24 protein-coding genes and 1 tRNA gene are annotated in these 26,405 nt (G+C 71.1%); 8 read left to right on the top strand and 17 right to left on the bottom strand.

What is annotated here, in order from left to right; genetic code table 11:
* Positions 1-21 precede the first annotated feature (21 nt).
* The 9 genes from ACZ6K0_RS32495 to ACZ6K0_RS32455 form a co-directional block, all read right to left on the bottom strand.
* Positions 22-723 (bottom strand): hypothetical protein, encoded by a 702-nt coding sequence (locus ACZ6K0_RS32495; protein ID WP_376402919.1) that lies wholly within the window; start codon positions 721-723, stop codon positions 22-24.
* A 182-nt stretch (positions 724-905) separates the two neighbouring features.
* Positions 906-1,796 (bottom strand): phytanoyl-CoA dioxygenase family protein, encoded by an 891-nt coding sequence (locus ACZ6K0_RS32490; protein ID WP_376402922.1) that lies wholly within the window; start codon positions 1,794-1,796, stop codon positions 906-908.
* Between the two features lie 3 nt (positions 1,797-1,799).
* Complete coding sequence (locus ACZ6K0_RS32485) at positions 1,800-3,074, bottom strand: MFS transporter (RefSeq protein WP_469233202.1); 1,275 nt, start codon at positions 3,072-3,074, stop codon at positions 1,800-1,802.
* Between the two features lie 7 nt (positions 3,075-3,081).
* The gene (locus ACZ6K0_RS32480) at positions 3,082-3,744 is read right to left on the bottom strand and encodes an HAD-IA family hydrolase (RefSeq protein WP_376402927.1); all 663 of its coding nucleotides are present in this window, start codon (positions 3,742-3,744) and stop codon (positions 3,082-3,084) included.
* A 110-nt stretch (positions 3,745-3,854) separates the two neighbouring features.
* A complete protein-coding gene (locus ACZ6K0_RS32475; protein ID WP_469233200.1) occupies positions 3,855-4,514 on the bottom strand; it encodes a hypothetical protein in 660 nt (219 codons plus the stop codon).
* Positions 4,507-5,766: a hypothetical protein gene (locus tag ACZ6K0_RS32470; RefSeq protein WP_376402933.1), complete on the bottom strand. Its 1,260-nt coding sequence runs from the start codon at positions 5,764-5,766 to the stop codon at positions 4,507-4,509. The genes ACZ6K0_RS32475 and ACZ6K0_RS32470 overlap by 8 nt, the downstream gene beginning before the upstream one ends.
* Before the next feature lie 57 nt (positions 5,767-5,823).
* Positions 5,824-6,753, bottom strand: a complete 930-nt coding sequence (locus ACZ6K0_RS32465) for a polysaccharide deacetylase family protein (protein ID WP_469233198.1) — start codon at positions 6,751-6,753, stop codon at positions 5,824-5,826.
* 193 nt (positions 6,754-6,946) lie between these two features.
* Positions 6,947-7,108 (bottom strand): hypothetical protein, encoded by a 162-nt coding sequence (locus tag ACZ6K0_RS32460; protein WP_376402939.1) that lies wholly within the window; start codon positions 7,106-7,108, stop codon positions 6,947-6,949.
* 145 nt (positions 7,109-7,253) lie between these two features.
* Positions 7,254-8,285 carry an AraC family transcriptional regulator gene (locus ACZ6K0_RS32455; RefSeq protein WP_469233195.1) on the bottom strand — a complete coding sequence of 344 codons (1,032 nt, stop codon included), beginning with the start codon at positions 8,283-8,285 and terminating at the stop codon, positions 7,254-7,256.
* An 81-nt stretch (positions 8,286-8,366) separates the two neighbouring features.
* Between ACZ6K0_RS32455 and ACZ6K0_RS32450 the strand changes: the two genes are divergently transcribed.
* Complete coding sequence (locus ACZ6K0_RS32450; protein WP_376402944.1) at positions 8,367-9,116, top strand: phytanoyl-CoA dioxygenase family protein; 750 nt, start codon at positions 8,367-8,369, stop codon at positions 9,114-9,116.
* Between the two features lie 65 nt (positions 9,117-9,181).
* Here ACZ6K0_RS32450 and ACZ6K0_RS32445 read toward each other — a convergent pair whose 3' ends face one another.
* The gene (locus ACZ6K0_RS32445; RefSeq protein WP_469233192.1) at positions 9,182-10,309 is read right to left on the bottom strand and encodes an ATP-grasp domain-containing protein; all 1,128 of its coding nucleotides are present in this window, start codon (positions 10,307-10,309) and stop codon (positions 9,182-9,184) included.
* Between the two features lie 236 nt (positions 10,310-10,545).
* Here ACZ6K0_RS32445 and ACZ6K0_RS32440 point away from each other — a divergent pair, with 236 nt between their 5' ends.
* Complete coding sequence (locus ACZ6K0_RS32440; protein WP_376402949.1) at positions 10,546-11,562, top strand: LuxR C-terminal-related transcriptional regulator; 1,017 nt, start codon at positions 10,546-10,548, stop codon at positions 11,560-11,562.
* Positions 11,563-11,759: 197 nt separating this feature from the next.
* Positions 11,760-12,572, top strand: a complete 813-nt coding sequence (gene erm / locus ACZ6K0_RS32435) for a 23S ribosomal RNA methyltransferase Erm (protein ID WP_469233190.1) — start codon at positions 11,760-11,762, stop codon at positions 12,570-12,572.
* 16 nt (positions 12,573-12,588) lie between these two features.
* Here the strand turns inward: erm and ACZ6K0_RS32430 are convergent, their stop codons facing one another.
* Positions 12,589-13,677: an ROK family transcriptional regulator gene (locus ACZ6K0_RS32430; protein ID WP_469233188.1), complete on the bottom strand. Its 1,089-nt coding sequence runs from the start codon at positions 13,675-13,677 to the stop codon at positions 12,589-12,591.
* A 204-nt stretch (positions 13,678-13,881) separates the two neighbouring features.
* Here ACZ6K0_RS32430 and ACZ6K0_RS32425 point away from each other — a divergent pair.
* The 3 genes from ACZ6K0_RS32425 (at position 13,882) to ACZ6K0_RS32415 (ending at position 17,032) form a co-directional block, all read left to right on the top strand.
* Positions 13,882-13,954: transfer RNA gene (locus tag ACZ6K0_RS32425), tRNA-Arg, on the top strand.
* Positions 13,955-14,235: 281 nt separating this feature from the next.
* Entirely contained in the window at positions 14,236-15,696 is a 1,461-nt protein-coding gene (locus ACZ6K0_RS32420; RefSeq protein WP_376402958.1) for a basic amino acid/polyamine antiporter, read from the top strand.
* A gap of 67 nt (positions 15,697-15,763) precedes the next feature.
* A complete protein-coding gene (locus ACZ6K0_RS32415; protein ID WP_469233186.1) occupies positions 15,764-17,032 on the top strand; it encodes an arginine deiminase in 1,269 nt (422 codons plus the stop codon).
* A 121-nt stretch (positions 17,033-17,153) separates the two neighbouring features.
* On the opposite strand, the gene ACZ6K0_RS32410 is transcribed toward ACZ6K0_RS32415, so the two are convergent.
* From ACZ6K0_RS32410 to ACZ6K0_RS32395, 4 genes are all read right to left on the bottom strand, one after another.
* Complete coding sequence (locus ACZ6K0_RS32410) at positions 17,154-17,666, bottom strand: DUF1269 domain-containing protein (RefSeq protein WP_469233184.1); 513 nt, start codon at positions 17,664-17,666, stop codon at positions 17,154-17,156.
* Between the two features lie 26 nt (positions 17,667-17,692).
* Complete coding sequence (locus ACZ6K0_RS32405; RefSeq protein ID WP_376402967.1) at positions 17,693-18,334, bottom strand: FxLYD domain-containing protein; 642 nt, start codon at positions 18,332-18,334, stop codon at positions 17,693-17,695.
* 109 nt (positions 18,335-18,443) lie between these two features.
* Positions 18,444-19,538, bottom strand: a complete 1,095-nt coding sequence (locus ACZ6K0_RS32400) for a baeRF3 domain-containing protein (protein ID WP_376402970.1) — start codon at positions 19,536-19,538, stop codon at positions 18,444-18,446.
* 143 nt (positions 19,539-19,681) lie between these two features.
* On the bottom strand, positions 19,682-20,170 hold the full coding sequence (locus ACZ6K0_RS32395; protein ID WP_376402973.1) for a DUF1269 domain-containing protein: 489 nt from the start codon (positions 20,168-20,170) through the stop codon (positions 19,682-19,684).
* Positions 20,171-20,326: 156 nt separating this feature from the next.
* Between ACZ6K0_RS32395 and ACZ6K0_RS32390 the strand changes: the two genes are divergently transcribed.
* The gene (locus tag ACZ6K0_RS32390) at positions 20,327-20,764 is read left to right on the top strand and encodes a hypothetical protein (RefSeq protein WP_469233181.1); all 438 of its coding nucleotides are present in this window, start codon (positions 20,327-20,329) and stop codon (positions 20,762-20,764) included.
* A gap of 181 nt (positions 20,765-20,945) precedes the next feature.
* On the opposite strand, the gene ACZ6K0_RS32385 is transcribed toward ACZ6K0_RS32390, so the two are convergent.
* Together ACZ6K0_RS32385 and ACZ6K0_RS32380 are read right to left on the bottom strand one after the other, a co-directional pair.
* On the bottom strand, positions 20,946-22,631 hold the full coding sequence (locus tag ACZ6K0_RS32385; protein ID WP_376402979.1) for an MFS transporter: 1,686 nt from the start codon (positions 22,629-22,631) through the stop codon (positions 20,946-20,948).
* A 508-nt stretch (positions 22,632-23,139) separates the two neighbouring features.
* On the bottom strand, positions 23,140-25,515 hold the full coding sequence (locus ACZ6K0_RS32380; RefSeq protein ID WP_469233179.1) for a D-alanyl-D-alanine carboxypeptidase family protein: 2,376 nt from the start codon (positions 25,513-25,515) through the stop codon (positions 23,140-23,142).
* 183 nt (positions 25,516-25,698) lie between these two features.
* On the opposite strand from ACZ6K0_RS32380, the gene ACZ6K0_RS32375 reads away from it, so the two are divergent.
* Complete coding sequence (locus ACZ6K0_RS32375) at positions 25,699-26,400, top strand: GOLPH3/VPS74 family protein (protein WP_376402982.1); 702 nt, start codon at positions 25,699-25,701, stop codon at positions 26,398-26,400.
* Positions 26,401-26,405: the final 5 nt, after the last annotated feature.

The raw sequence follows: 26,405 nt of genomic DNA, 5'->3' as shown, positions 1-26,405 counted from the left end.
CCTGGATTCCTGCCGAGTTGCTCAACGCGCTCCCCCAGTCGTGTCGTTGTTTCCGATTGCTTCTTCGTCGATTTCCTTGCGCCAGAATCCGCCGGTCGATTCGACCCAGTCGAGAATGCTGTCGGCCGCCCGGTGCTCGTCGTGGTCCGAGACGTCGATCTCCAGTTTCGGAAGGCGTGACTTCTCGAAGAACCGGCGCATCGTGTCCTGTTCGTCGACGAAGACCTGGAGGTCGTCGTAGCGCCGCGGGTTCTCCGAGTAGACGAGGCGCTCGGCCCTGGCCCGCTCGAAGGTCTCCGGGCGCCGGCTGCACAGCACCAGGTGGAAGTCGAGGGCGAGCAGCCGCTCCTCCAGCCAGTCGAAGTCGACCTCCCGGCCCCGCTCCGTCGACTGGTAGGACAGCGTGGAGATGTGGAAGCGGTCGACGATCCAGTAGTAGTCCCGCTGGAGTTCGAAGAGCCGGGTGTAGGTGTGGAACGCCTCCAGCGCCCGGGCCTCCTGGTACGGCTCGTACTCGATCATGCTGCGCCCGGGGTTCGCCTTCGTCGGCTGCTCGTCCGAGAAGGTGTCCCACTCCGAGGAGACCAGCGGGATGTGCCACCGGTGCTTGCGCTCGCCGATGATCCGGGGGTGCTCCGCCAGCGCGAAGGCGATGTCGGTCTTGCGCGTCAGATGCGTTCCCTCAAGGATGATCTTCGGCTGGGGAATGCGCGGAGATTCCATCACGCCTCCGTTCGGTTGGTACGGATCGGGGAAGGGTGCGCCGCCCCGGTGCGGCGCCGGCCCACGGGAACGGGACCGGGCGCCGCACGGGCGGACGAGCGGACGGGCCGGTGGATCGACGGACGGGCGGGCCCCGGTGGATCGACGGGCGGACGGGCGAGCCGGTCGACGGACGGGCGGCCCTAGAAGGCCGTCGGCACGACCGGGAAGACCGGTCCGCCGATGGGGTCGCCGACGGCGCACTGCACCTCGTCGTACGGGAAACGCTCGTTGCCGAGCCAGATCGTCCCGGCCTTCACGTAGCGCAGGATCAGCGCCTGCCGCCGGTTCGGCGTCGTGTTCGGCGTCGACCCGTGCCACACCATCGAGCTGTGGATGGAGCACTCGCCCGGCTGGAGCTCGATGTACGAGACCGGATGCCCCTCGGCCGCCGGGTCGGCCGGCACCTCGGGCACGCCCGGCCGCTCGTCCTTCATGTACGACTCGACCTCGCCGAACGACACGGGCAGGCGCTCGCCGGCGTTCTGCGAACCGGGGACCACCATCATGGCCCCGTTGTCGACGGTGATCCGGTCCAGGGCGATGAAGACCGTCACCGCGTCGGGCGTCGCCAGCGGCCAGTACGAGTAGTCCTGGTGGAAGGGCAGCAGCTTCGAGCCCGGTTCCTTGACGACGACGTTGTCCTCCATGATCACGACCTCGTCGGCGTCCAGGAGCTGCCGTGCCATGCCGGCGATCACCGGGTCGGCGGCGAGGTCGCGGATGCGCTCGTCGCGCAGGCGCATGTTGAACAGGAACGAGAAGGTGTGCCCCACCGTCCCCTCGTTGCTCTCGTACTCGAAGACGTCCTGCCCCTCCTCGCCCTGGCTGCGGCGGATCGCGACGGGGTCGGTCAGCTCGAACGTCTTCGAGTCGAAGAGGCCCGCGCGGTGCTCGTCGACGGCCTGGAGGACGGTGTCGATCTGGTCCTGCGTCAGGACGGGGTTGGGGTGGAGGTACCCGTCCTTGTGGAACCGGGCGATCTCGTCGGAGGTGAGGGGGGTGTTCCGCAGGCTGGTAGGCAGACTGGTCACCGGTTACCTTTCGGCTGAGATGTGTCCTTGTGTGGGTGCGCTGTTCCTCAGGGCCCGGAAGACGGCGGGCGCCGCCGCCGCCACGACCAGCACGAGCAGCGCCGGGAGGACCAGGGCCCGGGTCAGGCCCACCCCGTGCGCGAGCCAGCCGATCGCCGGCGGCCCCAGCAGGAGCCCGGTGTGGCTGAGCGTCGCCACGTGCGCGACGGCCGAGGCGATGGTCTCCTCGCGGTCGTCGGCCGCCGCGTGGCCCGCCGCGCTCGACACGATCGGATCGAGTACGGAGAGCCCGGCGCCGAACAGGGCGTATCCGGCGAGGGACACCCCGTACGACGAGGTCGCCAGCGAGAGTCCGAGGCCGGCCGCCGCAAGCAGCGCGAACGCGCGGAGCAGCGTGCCGTCGTCGTACTTCTCGCGCAGCCGGTCGCCGATCAGACGGCCGGCGACGAGCGTGCCGCTGAAGGCCACGAGGCCGGCCATGGCCAGGAAGGTCGAGGCGCCGCGCTCCTCCCGGAGGTAGACGGCTCCCCAGTCCTCCAGGGCCCCCTGGGCCACCAGGCAGCACAGCCCGAGGAGTCCGAGCTGGAGCACCCGGCCGTTCCAGCCCGCACGCCACCCGCCGGACCCGGACGCGGACCCGGATGCCGGTTGCGGACCGGACCCCGGTTCCGCACCGGGCGCCGGGGCCTCGGCCGGCGGGAGCAGCGGGCGGAGGAGCGCGCCGGACGCCCACGTGGCCAGCAGGGCCACGAGGACGAACTGGGTCGTCGTACCGGCTCCGAACCAGGCGAACGCGCTGCCGACGAGCGCCCCGGAAAGGTTGCCGATGCTCCACGCGGCGTGGAACGAGTTCAGGCAGGGCCTGCCCGTGAGCCGCTCCACCGCCACGCCCTGCACGTTCGACGCGACGAACAGCAGACCGTCGAAGATCCCGAAGAGCGCGAGCGCCAGGGCGAGTTGGAGCCCTGTGTGCGCCAGGGAGGTCGCCACGAGGGCGACGGCCGTCGCCACCACGCTGACCCGGACGAACGTCCGGCTGCTCATGCGGGCCAGCAGGCGGCCCGCGAACTGCATGGACAGCAGGGAGACGATCACCGGGGTGATCAGCACGGTGCCGAACGCGCCGGTGCCGAGCCCGGTCGCCTCCTTGATGGAGGGGATCCGGATCAGCCAGGTCGACAGCAGCAGTCCGTTGAGGAAGAAGGTCACGGCCGTGGCCCGGTGCGCGCCGCCGAGCCGTGACCGCGGGTCGACCGGGGCGGTGGGGGTGATGGTCACGGCCGGCTCAGGCCGTGAAGCGCAGGAGCAGGCGGCTCGGCGTCCCGGGCTCCGGGGCCACGGCCGCGCGCACCTTCTTGAAGCCGGACAGGTACCGGACACCGGCACCGGACGTCGCCGCGTCGCCCAGCATGATCGCCTCCATGCCGGCCGCCCGCGCGCCCTCCACGCCCGCCATCGCGTCCTCGAAGACCAGGCAGCCGGTGGGATCGACGCCCAGCGCGGCCGCGGCCTTGAGGAAGCCCTCGGGGTGCGGCTTCCCGTTCACGACGTCGTCCGCCGACACCAGGACCCGGGGCTCCGGGATGCCCGCGGCGGCCAGCCGGCACCGGGCCACCTCGCGCTCGCCGGAGGTCACGATGCCCCAGGCGTCCTCGGGCAGCGCGGCGACGAGCTCCCGGCTGCCCGGTGCGGCGGCTATGCCCGTGACGTCGCGGCACGACAGGTCCCGCATCCACTGGAGCTCGGCCTCGACCTGGTCGGGGGGTACGAAGTCGGCGATGACGTCGCTGTCACGGCGCCCGTGCCAGACCTCCAGGGTGTGATCGGGGTCCAGGCCGTGGCGCAGCGCCCAGAGCCGGGTGTGCCGCTCGATGGTGCTCATGGATTCGACCAGCGTTCCGTCCAGGTCGAAGAGGATGGCGCTGCCGGTCCAGGTAGACGGGGACATCGAAGCTCCTCGGTAGGGGATGTGCCTGATCGCCGACGGCGGTCACAGATGGGCGGGCGTCGCGGATGGGCGGGCGTCACGGATGGGCGGGCGTCACGGATGGGCGGCGGTCACAGGTGGGCGGCGACCGTGCGCAGAAGAGAGCCGCGGTAGGCCTTCTCGTAAAGCTGCGCCTGGGGCCCGTCCAGGTGCGGGGAGAGGAAGCGGGCGGCCGGTGGGGCGCTCTCCCGCAGCCCCACGGCGGCCGGGTTCAGCCGGGTCGACGCGGGGAGGACCAGCGCCCGCGGCGAGGTGCGGGGCGGCAGGCGGTGGCCGCCCGCCGGAGCGAGGGCCACGTCCGACTCGGCTTCCTCCTCGGCGAGTTCGACGATGAGCTGTTCCACGTCACCGCGCCGGTCGACCCCCGGACCGGCCGACTGCGCCCAGGCGACCGCCCGGGTCCGCCACACGGCGGGGGATCCGTCGTGGTGGCGGAGCACGAGGGCGGGCAGCAGGGCACGGGGGGTGAGGATCTCGCAGCCCAGGACGGTGACGGCGGGCCCCACCACGGCGGTCGGGTCCGGTACGTCCCCGAAGACGGTGAGGCCCGGCCGCACCGCCAACGGGGAGGCGCGTGACGCCTCTTCGCCGCCGCCGCAGGTGGGGCACTCCAGCACGTCGACCGTGACGACCGCGGCGTCGAGGGCTGGAAGCAGCTGGGCGGCCGCCTCCCGCCGCGCCATCCGCTCGATCGCCGCGCGCTGCGGGAGCGCGAGCGCCGGTTCACGCATGGACCTGCTCCAGTCCGGACCGTGTGCCGGGCCGGTGTCCGGGGCCGGCCGCGCGGTCGCGCCATCCCCGGTCCAGCGCAGCCATGCCGAGCTCGACGAGGCCGCGTCGCTCCTCTGCGCCGAGGAGCTCGTGGTCACGGACGCCGAGCCCCGAGGCGACCCAGGACCCGACCGCCTTCCGCGCCAGGTCGGCGGTGGCGCGAGCGGCGGTGGCGGCGTGCGTGGGGGTGGCGTGAGCGGCGGTGGCGGCGTGCGTGGCGGTGGCGTGTGCGGCGATGGCTGTGCCCGTCACGTCGCGACCCTCGGCGAGCCCGGCCGCGTCGGCGCCCAACAGGTAGCAGGCGGCCCACAGTTCCAGGCCCAGTGCGGCGTGGTCGCCGGTCGTGGCGAACGGGCCGGCACCGGGAAGCGACGTCGGCGGGGAGACCACCGCGCGCCAGGAGTCGACGACACGGTCCCGGTCGATGCCGAGCAGCGCGCACCAGTCGTACCAGTACCAGCCGAGCGGGTGCTCGATCGGCTCGTCGACGCCGGCGAGCACGAAGCGGATGCGGCAGGTCGAGTCCGTCAGCTCCACGGCGTAGCGCGGGGCGGGTCCGGAGCCCGGCTGCCGGGCGGGAAGCTCCGCGACCGTCGGCTCCGGCGTCCAGTGACCCCTGCCGGTGCGCCGCTCCGGCCGGAAGACCGTGGCGTGGCGGGAGCCGTGGTTGTCGTTGCCCGCGAGGCTCCGGTCGCCGCCGTGGTCCAGGAGGTGGGGCACGGCGGCGACGACCGGGATGCCGGCCCCGCGGCAGAACAGGGTGACCATCTCGTCGTCGTCGCGCAGGTGGTCGGGCAGGGTGCTCAGGTACGCGGCGAGGTCGGCGGCGGCGCCGGCGGGCAGCACCAGGCCGAGGGTCGGGGTGTACTCCCTGGGCGAGAGGGGGGCCCAGGGAGAGCCCAGAGCGGCGCTTCTGCGGACCAGGTAGGAATTCTGGGGGCTGTTCCAGTTGACGTAGAGCGATATTCCGTGGTCCGGCCGGGCCGCCACCGCGGCGAGCAGGTCCTGGGCTATTTCCGCGACCGGGTGGATGTCGTCCTGGAATACGACGTGATGGGTGGCTCCGGGCTCGATGGCGGCCCAGGCGAGTTTCGCGGTACGCAGCGGGCTCGGGGGGCCGGAAGGGTCGGGATCGCACACGACGCGCGGCCGGAGAGCGGCGAGCCGGGAGAGCAGCTCCGGTAATTCGGCGGCGCGCGAGGGGTGATGCATGACGACGGTACTGAGACGTATTTCGGGTGGGGCAGGCATCTTTCGCAGTCCTTTTCTTCAGCTCTGCAGCAGGCTGCCGCGCAACTGGTCGACGGTCACCAGCCGGAATCCGTCGGTCAGGAGCGACTCGATGACCACGGGAAGCGCCGCGATCGTCTGCGAACGGTCGCCTCCGCCGTCGTGCATGAGCACGATCGAGCCGTTGGAGATTCCGTCCAGCGCGTTTTCCACGATGGTTTCCGGGCCGGGCTTTGCCCAGTCCCACGAATCCCTGTCCCACAGCACCGTGGTCATGTCGTGGTCCGCGGTCCAGCGCAATGTCTCGGGAGTGCGGGAGCCGTAAGGGGGACGAATGAGCGTGGGAGCCTCACCCGTCACGTCGGCGATGGACTTGTTGGTGGCGTCCAGCTGGAACAGCATCTCGTCGTGCGTGAGGTCCGGAAGGAACGGGTGCGACCAGGTGTGGTTGCCGATGGCGTGGCCCTCCTCCCGGATCCGGGAGAGCGTCCCCGGGGCCGTACTCGCGTGCAGTCCCACGCAGAAGAACGTGCCGGCCACGCCGTAGTCGCGCAGGACGTCCAGGACCTGGCCCGTGTAGGGCTCGCTGGGTCCGTCGTCGAAGGTCAGCGCCACTCTGGGGGCGGTCGTGGCGCCGCGGGTGAGGCAGTAGCCCCGCCGGGTGAGCTCGGCCTCCCGCGGTGCGCTGCTCTCGACGCCCCGGTCCAGCTCGTCGAAGCGGCCCTTCAGCGTGCCGTTCTCGGTGTCGGTCTCGACGAGTCCGCCGGCACGTTCCCTCCCCCGGAGGGCGAGGGCGTGCGCGGAGACGGATCCGGCGACCGGACGCTGCGGAAGATCCCACGGATCGGCCCGGAAGACACGGATTCCCGCATGGCGCAGAGGGCCGTCGAGAAGGCCGTTGGTGCTGTCGACGACAGCGATCACCCGGTCGCCGCACATCCTGTTCAGATAGGCGGCGAGAAGGGGCACCTCATTCGACGCGAAACGTGCGGGGCGGAGCACTCTGCCGTCGTCGTGCACACAGGAGACTTCGTATCCCAGGACGTCCCACGAGATTCCGGCCGACCACATCTCAGCTCCCCCCTCAAAGCCTGCTGGACCACTCTCCGTACCGCTTCGCATACCGCTTTCCCACCCTAGGCGCGCCGGGTGTATTCGCTTCTCATCCCCAGCCGGTGTCGTCCCCGATGTCCTGGCCGTTGATCGCGGACGCCGTGTGGGTGGTGCTGCCGGCGTCGGATTCGTCGGTGTGTCCTCCGGAGTACGCGAGGGCGACACAGGCGATGACTGCGCAGATGACACCGGCGAGCCTTTCAGAGTGCACGTCGAATCTCCCGTTTGCGTTGTCGAGGAATGGAACCAGATCACCGGGTCCCGATGTCCGGAACTCCCGTTCGCCTCTGGCCCAATCGACTATTGACCATCGCTCCGACCTCCGTCTACACGCCCCGGCCTCAACAAGATGCATGTCAACAACCGGACGGGCGGGCGGAGAAGCCGGTGCGTGACGGAGTTCCGGCCGGCCGAATGGAGCGGCGTACGGGCGTTTCGCACTGTTCCGTTTCCCCACCGGCCGGCCCGCCGAGCTGCACCTCCCGAAGTCGTACGTATGTTCCACTTGGGGTCGCCGCAGCCGGCCGGCGCACGCCCGAGGGCGACGTGCCCTGGTAGCGCCGGAAGACCGTGGCAAAGTGCTGCGAGGTCGAGAAGGACAGCGCGTGAGCCACCTGGGTCACCGTCACCGAGGGGTCCGCCAGGAGCCAGTCCCGCGCCACCTCCGTCTTGCGCCGCAGCACGTAGTCCTTGGGGCTCGTGCCCACCTGCGAGGTGAACAGGTCGTAGAACCTGCTCGTCGACAGCGCCGAGATCCGCGTCAGCCTGGCGACGTCGACGGCCTCCTCCACGTGGTCCTCGATCCAGCCGATCACGCGCGCGACGGCCGGGTGGAGCTCCCGGAGAGGAGCGGGGACGGCCGTCGCGTGCTCACGGGCGAGCAGCAGCACGAGCGTGGCGAGGGTGTGCTCCCACAGCCCTTCGGCCAGCCAGTGGACGGGCTGCCGGGGGACCCGCAGCCGGGCCAGGGCCGCGTCGGCCTCCCGCGAGGTCCGGCGCAGCAGCGGCCCGGGGGCGGAGGCGAGCAGGACCGCGGCCCGCTCCAGCGCGGTGACCGCGGGCGCGCCCCGCGGCGCGCCCATCGCGAGCGTCCAGCAGGCGTCGTGGGGCCGGGCGTGCCGGGTCCGGTACGCGACACCGGGCGGGATCCGCAGCGACTGCCCCGGCCGCAGGCTGTACGCCTGGCCGTCGACCTCGCACCCGATGCCGCCGCGCGACGGGAGGACCAGCAGAATGCGGCTACTGTCACGTCGCACGGAACGCGCCGACCAGCCGTCCGGGTACCGGTGGTGACGGAACGTCAGCAGCGGGTCGAGCCCCCGTCCGGAGAGGGTCACGACGCCCAGCCCCTCGGCCGGAGCCGCGGTGGTACGACCGGTCGGCAGCACGCGCGCCCTCCTTCGTGTCCACGAGATTCCGCAGGAGAGGGAGGAACGCCACCTCTCGTCCACCGGCCTACCGTCGCGACCATGAACACGATCACCGCGCTCACCGCCCCCGACGTCCGGGCCGCCTTTCGGCGAGACGGCTATGCCGAGCTCGGCCGGCTACTGGAACCCGGCGAGGTCCGGGCCTACCTGAAGATCTACGACCGGTTCCTCAACGGAGAGATCCACTGCGGGACCAAGCGCTGCGACCTCGCGGGCGAGGACCGCCCCGACGGCGCCCCGGAGCGCATCACCCAGATCATGTGGCCGTCGGTCCTGGCGCCCGAGCTGCTCGATCTCCCCCTGCACGGACGGGCTCTGGCGCTCGCCCGCGAACTCATCGGCCCGGACGCCGAGTTCGACTTCGACATGCTCATCAACAAGGCCCCGGGCACGGACACCGTCACGCCCTGGCACCAGGACATCTCCTACGAGATCGACCTTCCCGACCAGCGCGAGGCCTCGATCTGGGTCGCCCTGGACGAGGCCGTCCTCGACAACGGCTGCATGTGGTACATCAAGGGCTCGCACCTCGGCCCCGTACGCCCCCACCGGCAGGCGGGCACCGGTTACGCGCTGGAGTGCGACGGGTCGGAGACCGATCCCGGCGCCACCTGGGTGGAGCTGGAGCCGGGCTTCGCCGCCGCCCACGGCGGACGTACTCTCCACTACTCGCGCGGGAACACCACACCGGACCGCCAACGGCGGGCCTACTTCCTCAACTTCCGCCCGGCGGCGATGGTCGCCCTGGAACGCCGAGAGGGCATGGACCACGGACTCGCACAAACCTGAGCACCCCCACCCCCTACACCCACGCCCACACCCACACCCACACCCACACAGCTACGCCCACACACCTACGCCCACGAATCGTGCGCCGCGGACGACGACCGCCGGCCGCCCCGCGCCGCCGGGCCCTCCTCCAGCCGGGCGGCCAGGAACCGGGCCTGCGCCCGCATGACGGTCTCGTGGAGGCCTGATCTCGACAGATCGGGGTCCGGTCCGGGACACACCGTGACGTCCTCGACCCGCCAGTTGCGGCTGCCCGGCCGGTCCTCCGAGATCTCGACCATGGACGGGTGGCCGCCGATCGCCCGGGAGGCGAGGCCGGCCACGTGCGCCGCCGGCTCCGAGAGGATCGCCAGCGGATCGGACTGCCGCTCGTCCGGCACGTCGGGCAGACAGGCCACCGGATGATGGTTCACACAGAACACCCTCAGCCGCTGCCCGGTCCTGGGCGGCCGCAGTTGCATGTAGAAATGCCCGCTGGCCGCCTTTCCGGTCACGAACTCCTTGAGCGTGGACGCGTCCTCGAAGACGATGTCCTGACCGCGCACCGCCGCGTTCGCGTCCAGATCCCGGGTCATCAGCGGCCGGGCGACCATCGGATATCCGACCCGGTCCGCCATGCTCATCACCCCCGAGGGAGCCTTTCCCGAGATGATGGGATAGTGCGGCACGGAATTCGTCTGCAACGTGACGCTCTTCAGGAACGGACTGAGCCCGCGCAGCAGAACGACAGCCGAGTTGAGCACGTCGATACCCGCCTGCTCGATCGCGTCCAACTGCTTTATCGCATGCAGGGCCGCACCCCCGCTCCGCCAGCCGATGACGAGGCCCGGACGGACCGGCGAGTCGTTGTTCCACATTCTGATCTCGGGGCCTTCGCACTGGATGGCGAGATCCAACGGGTCCGCGATCTGCAACTCGATCCCACGACTTCCCAGCATCGAGGAGAGGACCTTCAGGTCGAAGTCGTCCCGGTCTCTTGCGAGCACGACGACGGATCGGGAATCCAATTTCTTCATAGTGGATTTACGGTAGGGCGCCGCCGCACCGGAGGCCAGGCCATCGGGACATGTGACAGCTAGAGGTCGTGCAGCTTGGTGAAGCGCTCCGACCCGCCGGCCACCCGCCACCCCTCTCCCCCAAATGCAGGTTCGATTCCCCTCCGACACGGCAAGATATTGACGGAAAGATTCCATATTCCGATGACAAATGCGCACATGAGGCGCTATTGCTCACGCCCGCCTTAATCATCTTGACCCGTCCGGGCGAGCTGCTAGGCTGATCCACTACGATTGCGAAGGATCAAGTCCCTTTCGTTTACCGGGGATTGGGGCGACCGAGGCTCGGCCAGGGTCGGAGCTTCCAGCGCGTCCGACGCACCCACCTGAAACCGGTTCCCAATCTGGCGAAGACTCGAAATCAGGGGGGATGGATGTCCGACCGCGAACGTCCCGTTCCACAGCTCGACAAATTCTGCACCGTGGTTTACCAGCTCGCCCTGGATCACGGCTACCTCGACCCCGAAGCCGTCCCGGAGATGACCGGACTGCCTCGCGCACAGGTCGAACAGACGCTGCGGAAACTCCTCTCCCTCCATCTTCTCCGCCCCATCGGCAGCGTGGACAGCCGACTGGTCCCCGTGAGTCCGGAGGCGGCCGTCGCCCAGCTGATCACCCCGCTGGAAGCCGAGATCCGCAGCTACAAGGAAGCGGCCGAGCAGATCCGTTCGGACCTCTCCTCCCTCTTACCGCTGTATTTCGAAAGGCGGCAACTGCGCCGCCCCCGCGAGGCCGTGGACATTCTCGACGACGCTCCGACCGTCGTCTCCGTGCTCTCCCGGATGGCCGCGCAGTGCAAGAAGGAGGTCATGACCATCCAGCCGGGAGGTGGCCGGCCTTCCCACATCCTCAAGGAAGCCGTGGAGCGCGACCGCGCCATGCTGGCACGGGGCGTCCGCATGCGCGTCCTTTATCAGCACACCGCGCGATTCAGCTTTCCCACCCAGCAGTACGTCTCCACCATCGAGGAAATCGGCGGCGAGGTCAGGACCGTGGGCGAACTCTTCGGACGCATGATCATTTTCGATCGCGAAGCGGCCTTCATTCCGGCGCACACCGGCAAGGACGGTGCGGTGCTCACCAGGGAACCGTCGATCGTCGAGTTCCTCTGCAGTGTCTTCGACCAGTTATGGCACGGCGCCGACCCCTTCACCGAACCGCTCGCCGACGACCTCGACGACACCAAGCGGACGATCCTCCAGATGCTCATCGAGGGCAACAAGGACGAGTTGATCGCGCGCCGCATCGGCGTCTCCGTACGCACCTGCCGCCGCCACATAGCCGAACTCCTCCAGGGCATGGGGGCGAACAGCAGGTTCCAAGGCGGATATCTGGCCGCCAGCACGGGCGCGTTGGACCCCGCGGCCCGCCAGCCGGACGCCCAGAAATAACGAACGCCGCGCGCCAAGCACACACCTCAGCACGGACATCAGCACGGACATAAGGCTGGAACTCAGGGATGCCCAACAAGTCGACGCGTAAGGCCGACCGGCCGAACGTCTCCGGAACTCTCCATCCGCAGCGGGGGAGTTCGCGCCCGGAACCCGAGGGGATCGCGCCGGACCCCGATCCCGGGACACGGCGAAGGGTGTTCAGCCAGAACTTCTTCCGCAGCCCGTCCGACGCCGGCGCCTTCGCCGAGCAGCTGACGTACCCCGAGGACGCCCGGTGCGTCGTCGAGATCGGCCCCGGCTCCGGCCGCATCACGACCTCCCTGTCCCGCCTGGGCCATCCCGTGGTCGCCGTAGAGATCGACGAGCACTGGCACGAGAAGCTCCAGGCGTTACGCCTCCCCAACGTCGACGTGCAGTGCGGGGACTTCCTCGAATGGGAACCCCACGAGGACCCCTTCGTGGCCATCGGCAACCTCCCCTTCGGCACCGGCACCGACATCCTGCGCCGATGCCTCGAGTTCAGCCCGTACTCCCTCCTCGAAGCCGTCTTCCTCATGCAGCAGGAGTACGTCTCGAAGCGCGTCGGCCGGTACGGGGGCAACTCCTTCAACGCCCAGTGGTGGCCCTGGTACACCTTCCACGAGGGCCGGGCCTTCCCCCGCCAGGCCTTCCAGCCGGTCCCCCGGGCGGACACGTCCACGCTGTTCGTGATCCCCCGGGAGGAATGGGAGATCGACTGGCGGGAGCGGCGCACCTACCAGGACTTCGTCGCGGCGGTGTACGACACGGGCCACGCCGACATCGGCACGGCGCTCCGCAAGGCGGCCCGCGGCTCGACGAGCCACTGGCTGCGCCGCGCCCAGGTCCCGGCCGGCGCGCTCGTCAAGCAACTCGATCCGCAGGACTGGGTGGAGCTCTACATGGCCCGCAACCCCCCGCCCGGCGCCAGAACCCACGGCGGCCGCACGCAGGGCGCCCGAGGCCGGGGCGGCCGAAAGCGCCGCTGAGGGAGTGCCGCGCCGGTCATCGCCCCGACGACAGCGCGTACACGCGAGCGGTCTCGTAGACGGACTCCCGGGCATGGCGCCGTCCCACGTGGAGGGCGCCACGGAGCACGGCCTGATCACCGAGCCGGGACAGCAGCACGCGCGGCACGGAGGGCAGGAGGCCCCGGAGGTCCCGCTCGACCTCGCCGCGCAGGACCTCGCCGCCGGCCGCGCAGAGCGGCCCTGCCAGCACCACGATCTCGGGATCGAGGACCACCACCACGGGCGCGAGGACGGCCGCGACCCCGGCCCCGTACCGCCGCGACAGCTCACCGGCCGAGAAGAGCGGAACGCGCCCCACATCCCCGGCACGCCCCCGGGCCCCCCGGCGCACGACCCCGTCCACGGACACGGCCACACCGACCCGCTCCCCCGCCGTGAACAGCACACAGGAGCCGGCGCCCCGCGCGACGCCCTCGGTGTTCTCCGCGATCGCGGCCAGCTCAGTACCCCGGGCGAACGTCACCTCGGAACGCAGCTCCCTGGCGAGCAGCTCCCGGAAGCGGGGCTTCTCCCACACGGGCACCACCGCCGAGGTCACGGCGTTCGTCTCCGGATCCAGAACGGCCTCAAGCCCGACGACGGCGTGCCGCACCGCGCGCCCCCCGGCGGGAAGGGCCCCGCTCAACCGCCGCACAAGGGCTCCGGCCAACCGCGCCACGGCCTCGGGCTCGCGCTCAAGGAGCGGCCAGGAAGCAGTGGCCAGAGGCCGGCCCGCACATTCCACAAGATCGACGAGATCCGCAACAGCCACGGTGATCCGCGTCGAGGAGAGCTCGATCCCCACGATCTGGTTCAGCCCCGGGGCGACCTCGTACACCTTCGCGCGGGGCCCGGTCCTCCCCCCGCGACGCCCGGTCTCGACGACCAGCCCCGCGGCTTCGAGCCGGGACAGCAGCGCGTAGGACGTGGGCCGGGACAGCCCGAGCTCGGAACTCAGCTCCCCCGCGGTGGCCCGCCCTCGCCGAAGCAGCGCCGACAGCGCCGCCTCGTCGTTCATCTCCCGGATCTGCCGAACCCCGACCGCCGCCGTCCCACCGGCCGTCGACACGTCATGACGCCCCATGGACCCACCGCCCTAGTCCCAGCTCCCGGCGCACGAACACCTGACACGCGCCCCGCCCCACCACGCGTTCCATGCTCGACCAGCCCCGCCGACCGGGTCCAGCGCATCCCCGCTCACCAACGTGCAAGTCCACTAGCTGCCATGAAGGTCTCCACCGTGCGCCAAGCACACCACCCGCTACACTGGCGGCGGCAAGCACGCCACGCCTTCGTAGCTCAGGGGATAGAGCACCGCTCTCCTAAAGCGGGTGTCGCAGGTTCGAATCCTGCCGGGGGCACAAGCGCACAGGGCACCTCTCGATGTCGAGGGGTGCCCTTTGGCGTTCGGGGTGGGCGCAGCAGCCGGGCGGGGGTGCCAGTGGGGGGTCCTGGTGGCGTACGGGCTCGTGTTTATCAGGACAAAGCGGGGCATTCGGATTAGATTTTCGTGGCAATGGGCGGTCGAGGCGTCCGGTCGGCCGCTTCCTTGAGGTGTCGGCCGGTCCTGGCTGCTGGGCATGTGCCGCCCAGGCCCCAGCCGCTGTCGCACCGGCACCGGCCCCGTCTACGAGGACACCCCATGACCCGTGCGGACACCGATACCGAGACCGCCTCCGGTGGAACACCGCCGACGGCCAAGCTCACCCTGCTGACGCTCACCGCCATGGTGGTCGGCTCCATGGTCGGGGCCGGTGTCTTCTCGCTGCCCCGGCGGTTCGCCCAGGAGACGGGCGTCGCCGGCGCGCTGATCGCCTGGACGGTCGCCGGCCTCGGCATGCTGATGCTCGCCTTCGTCTTCCAGACCCTCGCGGTGCGGCGGCCGGACCTCGACGCCGGCGTCTACGCGTACGCGAAGGCGGGTTTCGGCGAGTACCTCGGCTTCTTCTCGGCCTTCGGCTACTGGGCCAGCGCCTGCGTCGGCAACGTGACCTACTGGGTCCTGATCATGTCGACGATCGGGGCGATCGCCCCGGCGCTCGGCGACGGCGACACCGCCCTCGCCATCGTCCTGTCCTCCGCGGGGCTGTGGGGGTTCTTCCTCCTCATCCGCCGCGGGGTGAAGGAGGCGGCCGCGATCAACAGGATCGTGACCGTCGCCAAGGTCGTCCCCATCCTCGTCTTCATCGTCCTGGCGCTCGTCTACCTGGATCCGTCCGTCTTCGCCGACAACTTCGCGGGCGCCGACTACGCGGGCTCGCTGTTCAACCAGGTCCGGGGCACGATGCTCGCCACCGTCTTCGTCTTCCTCGGCGTCGAGGGCGCGAGCGTGTACTCGCGGCACGCCAAGCGCCGCGAGGACGTCGGGCGGGCCACCCTCCTGGGCTTCGTCAGCGTGTTCGCGGTCTTCGCCTCGGTGACGATCGTGTCGTACGGCATCCTGCCGATGAGCGAGATCGCCGAGCTCCGCCAGCCGTCCATGGCGGGCGTCCTGGAGGCGGCGGTCGGCACCTGGGGCAAGGTCTTCGTCAGCGTCGGCCTCATCATCTCCGTCCTCGGCGCCTATCTCGCCTGGACGCTGATGGCCGCCGAGGTGCTGTTCGTCGCCGCCAAGGACGAGGACATGCCCCGTTTCCTGGGCCGCTCCAGCGGCGACGACGTCCCGGTCCCGGCGCTGCTGATGACGACGGCGCTCAGCCAGGTCGTACTGATCGTCACGGCCTTCTCCGACGACGCCTTCAACTTCGCGCTGGACCTGACGAGCGCCCTGAGCCTGATCCCGTTCCTCCTGGCCGCCGCGTTCGCCGTGAAGATCGCGCGGAGGCCCGGGGCGGAGAACGTCGCGGGGCGAAGCACCCGGCGCGAACTGGTCGTCGGCGCCCTCGCCACCCTCTACACCGCCTTCCTCCTGTACGCGGCCGGCCTCAAGTTCGTCCTCGTCTCGTTCATCCTCTACGCCCCGGCCACCTTCCTGTTCATCAAGGCCAGGCGCGAGCAGAACCGGCGCCTGTTCTCCCCCGGCGAGGCCGTCATCTGCGCCGTCTCCGTCATCGGGGCGGTGATCGGCGTCGTCGCCCTCGCCGTCGGCTGGATCGAGCTCTGACCCCCCGCCGGGAACCTCCGGCCCCCTCCGAGAAGACACGTCCGACGCTCCATCGGAAAGGCTGACCATGACCACCCCCACCGATTCCCGCACCGCCCCGTCCGCGCTCGGCGTCCACTCCGAGGTGGGGCGGCTCCGCAAGGTCCTGGTCTGCTCCCCCGGCCTCGCGCACCGGCGGCTGACCCCGACCAACTCCGACGACCTGCTCTTCGACGACGTCATGTGGGTGGAGAACGCCCAGCGCGACCACGCCGACTTCGTCAACAAGCTCACCCAGCGCGGTGTCGACGTCGTCGAGCTGCACCAGCTGCTCGCCGAGACCATGGCCCTCCCCGAGGCCAGGGCGTGGCTCCTCGACCGGAAGATCGTCCCCAACGAGGTCGGCCTCGGTCTGGTCGACGACACCCGGGCCTTCCTCGACTCCCTCCCCCCACGCGAGCTGGCCGAGTTCCTCATCGGCGGACTGTCCACCGCCGACCTGCCCGACGAGTTCCGCTCCGGGTACGTGTCGCTGGCCCGGGAGGGCGTGGGGGCCCGCGAGTACCTCATGCCGCCGCTGCCGAACACGCTCTACACCCGCGACACCACCTGCTGGCTCTACGGCGGCGTCACCCTGAACCCGCTGTACTGGCCCGCCCGGCACGGCGAGACCCTCCTCATGAAGGCCGTCTACGCCTTCCACCCCGACTTCAAGGGCTCGACCGTCTGGTGGGGGGACCCCGAACAGGACTGGGGCCAGGCCACCTTCGAAGGCGGCGACATCATGCCCGTCGGCAACGGAGTCGTCCTCATGGGCATGAGCGAACGCACCTCACGCCAGGCCATCACCCAGGTCGCCGCCTCCCTGTTCGCGAACGGGGCGGCCCAGCACGTGATCGTCGCCGGCATGCCGAAGCTGCGCTCGGCCATGCACCTCGACACCGTCTTCACCTTCGCCGACCGCGACATCGTCACGCTCTACCCGACGATCATGGACGCCGTTCGCACGTTCTCCCTGCGCCCGAGCGACAAGGCGCCGGGCGTGGAGATCATCGACGAGGGCACCACCCCCTTCGTCGACGTCGTCGCCAAGGGCCTCGGGCTGCCCGGGCTCCGGGTGATCGAGACCGGTGGCGACGTGTACGCCTCCGAACGCCAGCAGTGGGACAGCGGCAACAACGCCGTCGCCCTCGAACCCGGCGTCGTCTTCACCTACGACCGCAACACCCAGACCAACACCCTGCTGCGCAAGGCGGGCGTGGAGGTCATCACCATCGTCGGCGCCGAACTCGGCCGCGGGCGGGGCGGCGGCCACTGCATGACCTGCCCGCTGATCCGCGACGCGGTCGACTTCTGATCCGGATCGGACGCCGGAACGGACGCCGGAAGACGCCGGAAGACCGCCGGAACGGACGCCCGCGGGTTGCGGGCGTCCGTTCCGAGTCGAGCGGTGGTGCGTACGGCCGTACGGCTCCGGGTCACCCCGCCGTCTCGGTGTCGGAGCCGGAACCGGTGAGCTGTTCGGCGAGCTCCCGCTCGCGGTCCTCCGGGAGCGTGGTCTTGAGGACGGTGCCGCCGAAGGGCTCCATGGCCTCGGCGAACCGGTCCTCGGTGATCCGGGAGGCCATGATCACGACGGCCGCCGAGCCGGGCTCCAGCAGCTCCTTCACCTTGTTGCGGAAGCCGTTGTCGACGCCCATCTGGCTCAGCTTGCCGATGAGGCCCCCGACCGCGGCACCCACCACACCGATCCCCGGGGTGAGGATGACCATGCCGAGAACCAGCCCCCACAGGGCGCCGGCGGTGGCCGAGAGCGCGACCTCCTCGGACTTCTTGGGGGTGTCCACATGGGTCTCGCCGTCCGCGTCCACCCTGACGACGGCGAGACCCTTGAGTTCGACGGCGTGGTCGTCACGCAGCTTCTGGACCGCCTTGAAGGCCTTGGCCGCGACCGCGTGGTCGTCGTAGCCGATGACGATGAGTTCGGACATGCGGTTCTCCTCCTGGGTCTCTGCGTTCAGTACCGCTGCGCCTTGGTGAGCCTCGGCGTCAGCGGTGTGTCGGCCGGCTGCCGACTGATGGCCAGGGGCTGTTTCCGCTCGCCCGGCGGAAGGTCCTCGGCTCCGACGAACTGCGTCTCGACGACCTTGCCCGAGGGGTCGAGGAAGTCGACCTGGGCCGCGTAGGACGCCGTCGCGTCCGTGTTGTTGGTGATGGTGACGACGACGGTGAGCAGGCCGCCCGTGTCGGCCCGGGGCTTGCCGGTCATCCCGACCTCGCTCAGGGCGTTCCCGCTGCCCTCGACGCCCTTGAGCGCGTCCTGGGCCGCCTGCCGGGAGCGTTCGACCTCGGCTCCGATCGACGCCTTGCGCTCGGCCTCCCGCGCGGAGGCCGAGGCCGCGGCGGACGACGCCGACGCCTGCACGGACGCGACCGCCGACTTCGCCGCCGAGGCGACGGAGGAGGGATGCTCACCGGAGAAGGAGGCCGTGTCGGGCGCCGTGGGGCGTTCGCTGAACGTCGGGCCGCCGGTGTCGTCACCGCCCGAGTCGCAGGACACGAGGGCGGCCGCGCCGAGGGCGGTGACGACGACGGCCACGGCGGCGCCGGCGGCCCGGACGCGGAGCGGTCGCCTCCCGCGGGACGATGACGGGTTCACGGTGGGTTCCTCCGGCGTGATGGGTGGGGTCGGGTCCTGATCGCGTTGCGTTGCGTTGGGGTGGGTTGGGTTGCGTTGGGTTGGGTGAGGCCTGGTGGTCCCGTCGCGGTCAGTAGCGCAGTACGGCTGCGACGCGGCCGTTGCCGGCCAGGGTGTCGTCGCGTACGAACCTCACCTCGGCGCCGGTCTCCAGGGCCTGTTCGACGATCTCGTCCACGATGTCGTCCCGGGAGCCGGGGTCGGAGGCGTCCGCGGGTTCGAGGTGGTCGCCGGCGTCGCGGACGGCGGTGCGGTAGTGCTCCTCGACGGCCAGCAGACGGATCCGGCCCTCCTTCACGGCCTTCCACACCTCGTCGAGACCGCCGGCGTACTCCCGTCGGCCCTGTGCCGCGTCCAGCTCGGCCACGACGGTGGCCGTCAGGGCCGCCTCGTGGGCGGCGAGCAGGGGGGCCACGGCCTTGCGCACGGCCGCCTCGGGCCCGCGCCCCAGGCCGCCCTGGTGGAGGGACGTCGTGCCCAGCGGCAGGGATCCGGTCTCCTCCAGGAGGGAGACCGCGGGCGGCTCCCCGAGCACGTACAGCGGGCGGGGCTCGGCGGCGAGGACGGTCCGCAGGGCCTCGTGCGCGTCGCGGTAGAAGGTGCGCGCGTCCTCGTCGCGGAAGGTGCTCGGGAGGTCGCCGACCTGTTCCTTGCGCTCCGCGTCCGGGTCCTCCAGGCTCCGCGTCAGCGGGAAGCCGTCCGCCGTGTGCTCGACGGCCCGTTCCGGCCCGCCGCTCCACAGCGACACCCGGTCCGCCGCCAGGGTCAGTGCCCAGTACGGCCGTTCGGCGGCCTGGGCCGCGACGAGGTTGCGGGTGAGGAAGGTGTCGGCGACGACCACCCGCTCGGGGACCGTTCGGGCGACCGACCACACCTGGTGCTCTCCGGGGGCCGCGTAGATCACCAGGCCGTCCTCGGCGTGGACGAGGTCGATCTCGGCGGCGGCCCGCTCCAGTTGCTCCAGCACGTCCGCGCGCCGCTCCCGCGTCACGCCCGGGTCGTCCTGGACGGCCTTCGCCGCCTTGGCCAGGAGGTTCCGCAGCCGTACGGGGTCCTGGGCGTTGTCCGGCTCACGGCGGTGGGTCGGCATCACGACCGACACGGCCGGGTAGGGGCGGGGCCGGCGCAGCTCGGCCAGGGCGTCGGAGTCGAGCGCGGGGTGCATGAAGGAACCTTTCGTGGGAATCCCCGGGATCCCGGGGCCGTGACGCGGGGTACGGCGAGGGGTTCGGTGCGACGAGGGGGCTATGGGCGGGTGCGACGAGGGGCGGGCTACGAGGGGGCTACGGGCGGGGGGCTACGCGGTCGCTACTGGGGGCCGGCGAGCTGCTCGGCCAGTTCCTTCTCGTCCTCGTCGCTGAGCGACGTCTTCAGGACCGTGCCGCCGTGCGGCTGCATCGCCGCGGTGAACTTGTCGTCCGTGATCTTCGAAGCCATGATCACGACCGCCGCCGAGCCCGGCTTCAGCAGATCCCGCACCTGCTCGCGGAACCGTTCGTCCACACCGGACTTGCTGAGCTTGCCGACCAGGCCGCCGAGTGCCGCACCGGTCAGGAGCCCGACGCCGGGCAGCAGGAACAGGATCCCGAAGATCGCTCCCCACAGGGCGCCCGAGGCGGCGGAGACGCCGACGATGCGGCTCGTCGTGTCGACGTGGGTCCTGCCGTCGGCGTCGACGGAGACGATCGCGAGCCCGTTCAGGTGCACGACGTAGTCGCGTTGCAGCTCCTGCACGGTGCCGAACGCCTTCTCGGCCACGTCGGGATCGTCGTATCCGATGACGATGAGCTCGGACATCCCTGCCCTCCAGAAGGTTCGACGACAGCCGGTCCACGATTCGACATCTTTGCCCGAAATAGGATGGTTCGCGACCTGGTGGGTCCGGCAGATCCCGCAGCGGGACCGAGCGGGCGACCCCGCCTCCGCCCCGAGGGCGGCCCATAGGGTGACGGCATGAGCACGCTTCCGTACGTCGACGAGCACGCCGTGGACGTGGACGCCGGGGTCGAGGAACTGTGGCGCAGGCTCCTCGACGGCCTGGAGAGGTCACTGTCGCGGGAGGCCGGAGCCCGGTACGCCCGGCTCGTCCGCGCCGACCCCCGCGAGCCGGCCGGGCCGCGGCCGCTCGCCGAGGGCTCGCGGTACCCCGGGTTCCGCGCCGTCAGGGTCGTACCGGGGCGGGAGCTGGCCCTTGAGGGCCGTCACCGGTTCTCCACGTACAGCCTGGTCTTCCGGCTCCAGGAGCTCGGGGAAGGGCGGTCGCGGCTGACGGCCGAGACGCGGGCCGTGTTCCCCGGGCCGGCAGGGCGGGTCTACCGGCTGCTCGTCATCGGCAGCGGCGGGCACGCCTTCGGCATGCGACGGCTGCTCGCCGGCTACCGGCGCCCGTGACGGCCCGCCAGGGCCTGTCCCGCCAGGGCTTGTCCCACCAGGGCTTGTCCCACCAGGGCTTGTCCCACCAACGCCTGTCCCGCCAGGGCCTGCCCCGACAGCGCCTGTCCCGCGGATCCGGGCCGGCCCCGGCCATCCGGGCCGACCCCGGCCATGAACCGCCGGAAAGGCCCTGGGCGCCTCAGCGGAGTTCCTCCGGGCAGGGCGTGCCCCGGGAGAGCTTGTACGGGGCTCCCAGGCGGTAGACGCCCGCCTTCGGGGCGACCAGTTCGGTCCACTCGTCGCCCTCCGCGTCGGCCTCCGCCTTGAACAGGCAGCCCTCCTCGTTGGCGAAGGCCTTCGGGAGCTCCGTCTCCGACTCCTCGCGGGCCGCCTTCGAGGCCTCGGTCTCCTGCGGCGCCTCGATCTTGCCGCCGTTCTCGTCCATGAGCGCGAGCCACGGCGAGTACGGGACGCGGATCTGGACCCGGCCGGGGCTGCCCACCCGGATCACGACCTCGTTCTCCTCCGCGCTGATCACCTGCGCGGGAGCGTCCGCGAGCGGCGTCGGGTTCTCGACCTCGTACAGCCGCCAGTTCTCGTCCGACCAGACCTGCTTCAGGTACGACAGGCCCTCGCCGACCAGTTCCGCCTCCTGCTCCGCGCCCGAGTCGGGGGCGCCGGTGGGCAGGACCACGTAGTGGACGGCCCAGCGGTCGAGCCAGTCCTGGTAGTTCACGGCGTTGAGCGTGTCGTCGTAGAAGAGCGGGTTGCGCTCCATGTCGGCCTGGCGGTTCCAGCCCCTCGCCAGGTTGATGTACGGGCTGAGCGCGGAGGACTCGCGGTGGCTGGAGGCCGGCACGACCTCGACCCGCGCCTTGCCCGCGTCCCGCACCTGGAGCTGGTTGACCAGCGGGGCGAGCTCGCGCGCCCAGGACGCGTCCGGCGCGGTGCGGATGACGTCGTCGACGCCCTTGAAGCCGATCCAGAAGTTGAGCCCGGCGAAGGCGAGCACGAGCGCGTACCAGCGGCGCGAGCGCGGCGCCGTGTACGGCAGGGCCGCGAGCAGCACGACGCCCGCGAAGAGCATCGGGAGCCGCGAGATGTTCGAGCCGATCTGGGAGTCGATCAGCCAGGTCAGGAGCGTGCCGACCGTGTAGACGGCCGCGGCGGTGCGGACCGTCCGCCAGTCCCCCGGGACCAGGACGAAGACCAGGACCCCGAAGAGGAGGGGCAGCGCCGTCGAGCCGAAGGCCATCGGCTGCGTACCGGAGAAGGGGAAGAGCCAGGAGGAGAGCGCGACCACCGCGACCGGCGCGAGGCCGAGGGCGTACGCGCCGGGGCGCCGCTTGTTGAGGAAGAGCGCCGCCGCCGCGACCCCCAGGAACAGCCCGGCGACCGGGCTGCACGCGGTCGCGAGACCGGCGAGGGGGGCGGCGACCGCCGCCTTGGCCCAGCGTTTGCGGCGCCAGCGGTGCGGCCAGCAGAAGACGGCGGCGACCGCGCCGAGCGCGAACATCATGCCGAGGCCGAAGGTGACCCGCCCCGACATGGCGTTGCAGAGGAAGGCGAAGACACCCGCGAGCGAGCAGGCCATGGGGTTGCGGACGGCGGGCACCCGCACCAGGATCAGCGCGGTCAGCGCGGCCGACAGCGTCCCGGCGACCATCATCGTGCTGCGGACGCCGAGCAGCGACATCAGGTACGGCGAGACGACGCTGTACGAGACCGGGTGCATCCCGCCGTACCAGGCAAGGTTGTACGCGGAGTCCGGGTGCCGTCCGACGAACTCGGCCCACGCGTCCTGCGCGGCCAGGTCGCCGCCGCTGTTCGCGAAGAAGAAGAACCAGAGGATGTGGGTGACGGCCGCGACGCCGGTGGCCGCCATGACCGTGTAGCGGCGCTTCCGCCGCCAGAACGGGGTCGACCGGGTCAGCGGAGTCGGCGGGGTCGGAGCGGTCGACGGAGTCGGAGCGGTCGACGGGGTCGGCGTCTGGTGTGCGGCGGGCTGGGGGCGGGCCGGAGACGCCGGGGGCTCCGGGGCGGGCCGCTGGGACGGAAGCACTATTCGCGAAAGGGAAGAGGCCGCCGATTCGGGAAGGGAATCGGTGCGGTCTGCTGCTCGGTCGGCTTCATCCGTGTGGTCCTCGCCGTCGGCGTGGTCGGCGCGGTCCGCGCGTGTCGGCTCAGCGGTGGTCACTGCTGCCCTTTCCCGTGCTTGCCCGTACCGTCTCGCTTCTCGTCCCCCGGAAACGCTAACAGCCGGGTGCCCCGGAGGTCCGGGGCACCCGGCCGAGCGGGTGGCGGGGCGGGTGGCCCGGGCAGGTGGCCAGGGCGGTGGCCGCCCAGCCGGTGGCTGCCGCCGCGGCGGCAGCAGCGGCCGGGCCGGCGCCGGCTCAGCCGACGCGCGTCAGCTTCTTGTCGAAGCCCGGCTCGACCAGGTCCGCCTGGAGGGCGACCGGCGAGCTGACCTTGCCCACACCCGTACCGATGGACACCTGGCCGACGATGTCGCCCGCCTTGCCGGCGTGCGGGACGGCCTTGCCGCCGTCCGTGAGCGTCAGCTTCACCTGGAGGCCCGGCCAGCCGATGGCCTTGAGCTCCTTGGTGGCCACGACCGGCGTCCGGCCGCCGAGCCCGTCGTCGATGTACCCCATCACCTGGCCCTTGCGGACCACGGCGGCGGAGGTGACGTCCTTCTGGGCCTGCTGGATCAGCTTCAGGCTGTTGTCGATGGCGAGCTGGAGCTTCTCGCCGAGCTGGTCCGCGTCCTTCGCGCCCATCACGATGCCCAGGACGCGGCGGGTCTCGCCGTCCACGACGGTGTTCGCCGACCACAGCAGGTTGCCGCCGGCCGGGGTGGAGGAGCCGGTCTTGATGCCGCTCACCCCCGGCTGGAGCAGGATGTTGTTGTTGTTCTCGATCCGGCCGGGGATGCCGTCCACCGTCACGTTCGGCATGTTCACGATCTCGCGGAACACGTCGTACTGCATGACCGCCTTCGCCAGCTTCAGCTGGTCCTGCGGGGTCGACACGGTGCTGTCGAGCAGACCGGACGGGTCGGTGTACGTGGACTGGGTCATGCCCAGGTCCTTCGCGGCGGCGTTCATCTTCTCGACGAACGCGGCCTCCGAACCGGCGTCCCAGCGCGCGAGCAGCCGGGCCACGTTGTTCGCGGACGGGATCATGAGGAGCTCCAGGAGCTCCTTCTCCGTGTACGTCTGGCCCTTCTGGACCGCCGCCGTCGACTCGTGCGCCGCCTTGCCCTGATCGGCGGCCTTCTGGTCGATCTCGATCTCGGGGCCCTTCTGGCTCCCCTTGAGCGGGTGGTCGCGGAGGATCACGTACGCCGTCATCGTCTTCGTGACGCTCGCGATCGGGGCCGGCTTCTGCGCCCCGTACGTGCCCATGGAACCGACGCCCTCGACCTCGACGGCGCCCTGGCCCTCGGTGGGCCACGGCATCTTCAGCTCGCCGCCCTCGAAGGTGAACGTCGGCGCGGCGGAGAGGGTCAGAGCGGGCGCGGGCAGCGGCCGGACCATCTGCACGATCGCAAAGACGATCAGCACGAGCACGACCAGCGGGGTCCAGATCCGCACCCGGCGCACGGTCGTCCGCAGGGCGTTCGGCTTCGGCGGCGGAGTGTTCGTGAGCTCCGCGAGCAGGTCCAGCGGAGGCAGCGGCGGAAGCGGCTGCTGCCGGGTCCGCTCGGCCTCGACGAGGGACGCCGGCGGTACGGGGGCGTCGGCGGCGGGCGCGAAGGCCTTGGGGGCCCCTGTCGCGGCCTTCGGGGCGGGCGCGGGCGCCTTGGGGGTCTCCGGGGCCTTCGGAGCCTTCCGGGCCTCCTGGGCCTCCTCGGCCTTCCGCTCGGCGGGGATGTCCGCACGCAGCGGCAGGAAGGTGCTCGTCCGCTCGCTGTCGAAATCGGCCGCGGACCCGGACGCGGACTCCGCGCGCAGGGTGGGCGGGAGCTTCAGCGCCGTCGTCGGCTGATCGACGGCGGGCGCCACGGGCGGCCGGACGATCTTGAACATGGCGGTCGGCTGATCGACGGGCTCGTCGGCGGGCTCATCGGCCGCGGGCTCGCCTTCACCCTCGGGCTCGGGCTCGGACTCGGCGGCGGGCTCGGACTCGGCGGCGGGCTTCTCCGCGGCCTTCTCGGCCTTCTCGGCCTCGCCGGGCTTCCGCGCCGCGAACCAGGACGCGGCGGGCGCCTTGTCCTCGACGGGCTCGTCGGCGGGCTCGTCGGCGGGAGCCTCGTCCGCCGCGGCCTCCGCGTCCGGCACGTCGGACTCCTCGGCCTCAGCCTCGACCTCAGCCTCGGCCTCAGCCTCGACCTCGGCCCCGTCCTCCGACTCCGGCTCCGGCTCCGCCTCGCTCTCGGCGGCGTCCTCGGCCTCGGCGGCGCTCTCCGGCTCGGAAGCGCGCTCGGAGTCCTCGTCGTCCGCCGACGCGACCCACGCCGCCACAGCCGCCTTCAGCCGCTCGCTCTCGGGCTCGTCCGCGGACGCGGACGCGGCCGGCTTCGGCGCGTCGTCCTCCGGCGTCCGGGGAGCCAGCGTCTTGAACACGGCCGTCGGCTGATCGACCTGAACCGACGAAGACGACGAAGACGATGAAGACGACGAAAGCGACGACGACTGCGACGAAGACGACGCGGAATTTGACTCGCGGAGGGCGGAAAGCCGAGGATCCCGGCCGCCGCCGCCCGAGGCCGCCGTCTCCTCCGACGACCCCTGCTGCTCCGACTTGTCGGGGGACTCGCCCGCCACCGTGCCTCCTCCATGCGTCATGCGTACGTCCGAACCGTCTACCAGTGTCCTGTGTGAACCCCTTGGCTCCCGTGCTAGACGAGAACGACATACCTACTGGTTCCCGGATGAACCACCCAGGCACTCTCGACAGATGAATGTGAGAGGGGTCACCCTGTCATTCATCCACGCGGGGAGGCATGGATGGGCAGGAGCCGCAGAACCATTCCGGAAGAGCTTCTACTGCTCGCTCTGGACCCGACCACGGGTACCACAGCGCAGCCGCAGTCGCTCGACCTCGGTCTGGCCGGAGCACAGCTAGTAGAGCTGGCGCTGGCAGGCCGGATAGCCCCTGACGGGGATCGTATCGCCGTGGTGATGCCACGGCCGACCGGAGATCCGACACTGGACTCCGCGCTGGAGCTGCTGCGCAGGCGCGGCAGCCCGGTTCGGGCCGTCCACTGGATCGGCGGACCCCGACTGGGGCTCCGTCAGACGTATCTCTCGCATCTGGAGCGATGCGGCATGGTGCATGCCGTGGAGACCCAGATGTGCGGGGTGTTGCCGACGACTCGCTACCAGGCGACGGAGACGGCGATCAGCAGGGAGATCCGTTCCCGGCTGGACAATGCGATCCGCACCGGCGTACCGCCGGACCCGCGGACCGCGGCGCTTGCCGCACTGGCCCACGCGGTCGGTCTCGGGAAGCACCTGTACCCCGGCAATGAAGGACGTTCGTCGCGGTCCCGGCTGCGCGATCTGATCCGGCACGACCCGATGGGCGGTCTCGTGGCGCACGCCGTCATGGACGTCCAGAACGGTGCGGCGGCACAGCCGCGCCGTGCGCCCGCCGCGGGCGTACCGGCGCAGCCCCGCGGCAGCATGGCCCGCGCGGCGGCTCACTGAGCCGA

The organism is Streptomyces sp. NPDC042346 (genome assembly GCF_055581845.1).
This window is presented reverse-complemented; position numbering and strand designations above follow the sequence as displayed.

Bases quoted from the DNA above. Each gene is read 5' to 3' on its own strand.
- ACZ6K0_RS32480 (WP_376402927.1), bottom strand. From the start codon at position 3,744: ATGTCCCCGTCTACCTGGACCGGCAGCGCCATCCTCTTCGACCTGGAC.
- ACZ6K0_RS32475 (WP_469233200.1), bottom strand. From the start codon at position 4,514: ATGCGTGAACCGGCGCTCGCGCTCCCGCAGCGCGCGGCGATCGAGCGG.
- ACZ6K0_RS32445 (WP_469233192.1), bottom strand. From the start codon at position 10,309: ATGGAATCTTTCCGTCAATATCTTGCCGTGTCGGAGGGGAATCGAACC.
- ACZ6K0_RS32470 (WP_376402933.1), bottom strand. From the start codon at position 5,766: ATGCATCACCCCTCGCGCGCCGCCGAATTACCGGAGCTGCTCTCCCGG.
- ACZ6K0_RS32410 (WP_469233184.1), bottom strand. From the start codon at position 17,666: ATGTCCGAACTCATCGTCATCGGCTACGACGACCACGCGGTCGCGGCC.
- ACZ6K0_RS32440 (WP_376402949.1), top strand. From the start codon at position 10,546: ATGTCCGACCGCGAACGTCCCGTTCCACAGCTCGACAAATTCTGCACC.
- ACZ6K0_RS32420 (WP_376402958.1), top strand. From the start codon at position 14,236: ATGACCCGTGCGGACACCGATACCGAGACCGCCTCCGGTGGAACACCG.
- ACZ6K0_RS32450 (WP_376402944.1), top strand. From the start codon at position 8,367: ATGAACACGATCACCGCGCTCACCGCCCCCGACGTCCGGGCCGCCTTT.
- ACZ6K0_RS32430 (WP_469233188.1), bottom strand. From the start codon at position 13,677: ATGGGGCGTCATGACGTGTCGACGGCCGGTGGGACGGCGGCGGTCGGG.
- ACZ6K0_RS32415 (WP_469233186.1), top strand. From the start codon at position 15,764: ATGACCACCCCCACCGATTCCCGCACCGCCCCGTCCGCGCTCGGCGTC.
- ACZ6K0_RS32375 (WP_376402982.1), top strand. From the start codon at position 25,699: ATGGGCAGGAGCCGCAGAACCATTCCGGAAGAGCTTCTACTGCTCGCT.
- ACZ6K0_RS32395 (WP_376402973.1), bottom strand. From the start codon at position 20,170: ATGTCCGAGCTCATCGTCATCGGATACGACGATCCCGACGTGGCCGAG.
- ACZ6K0_RS32390 (WP_469233181.1), top strand. From the start codon at position 20,327: ATGAGCACGCTTCCGTACGTCGACGAGCACGCCGTGGACGTGGACGCC.
- ACZ6K0_RS32400 (WP_376402970.1), bottom strand. From the start codon at position 19,538: ATGCACCCCGCGCTCGACTCCGACGCCCTGGCCGAGCTGCGCCGGCCC.
- ACZ6K0_RS32495 (WP_376402919.1), bottom strand. From the start codon at position 723: ATGGAATCTCCGCGCATTCCCCAGCCGAAGATCATCCTTGAGGGAACG.
- ACZ6K0_RS32385 (WP_376402979.1), bottom strand. From the start codon at position 22,631: ATGGCGGCCACCGGCGTCGCGGCCGTCACCCACATCCTCTGGTTCTTC.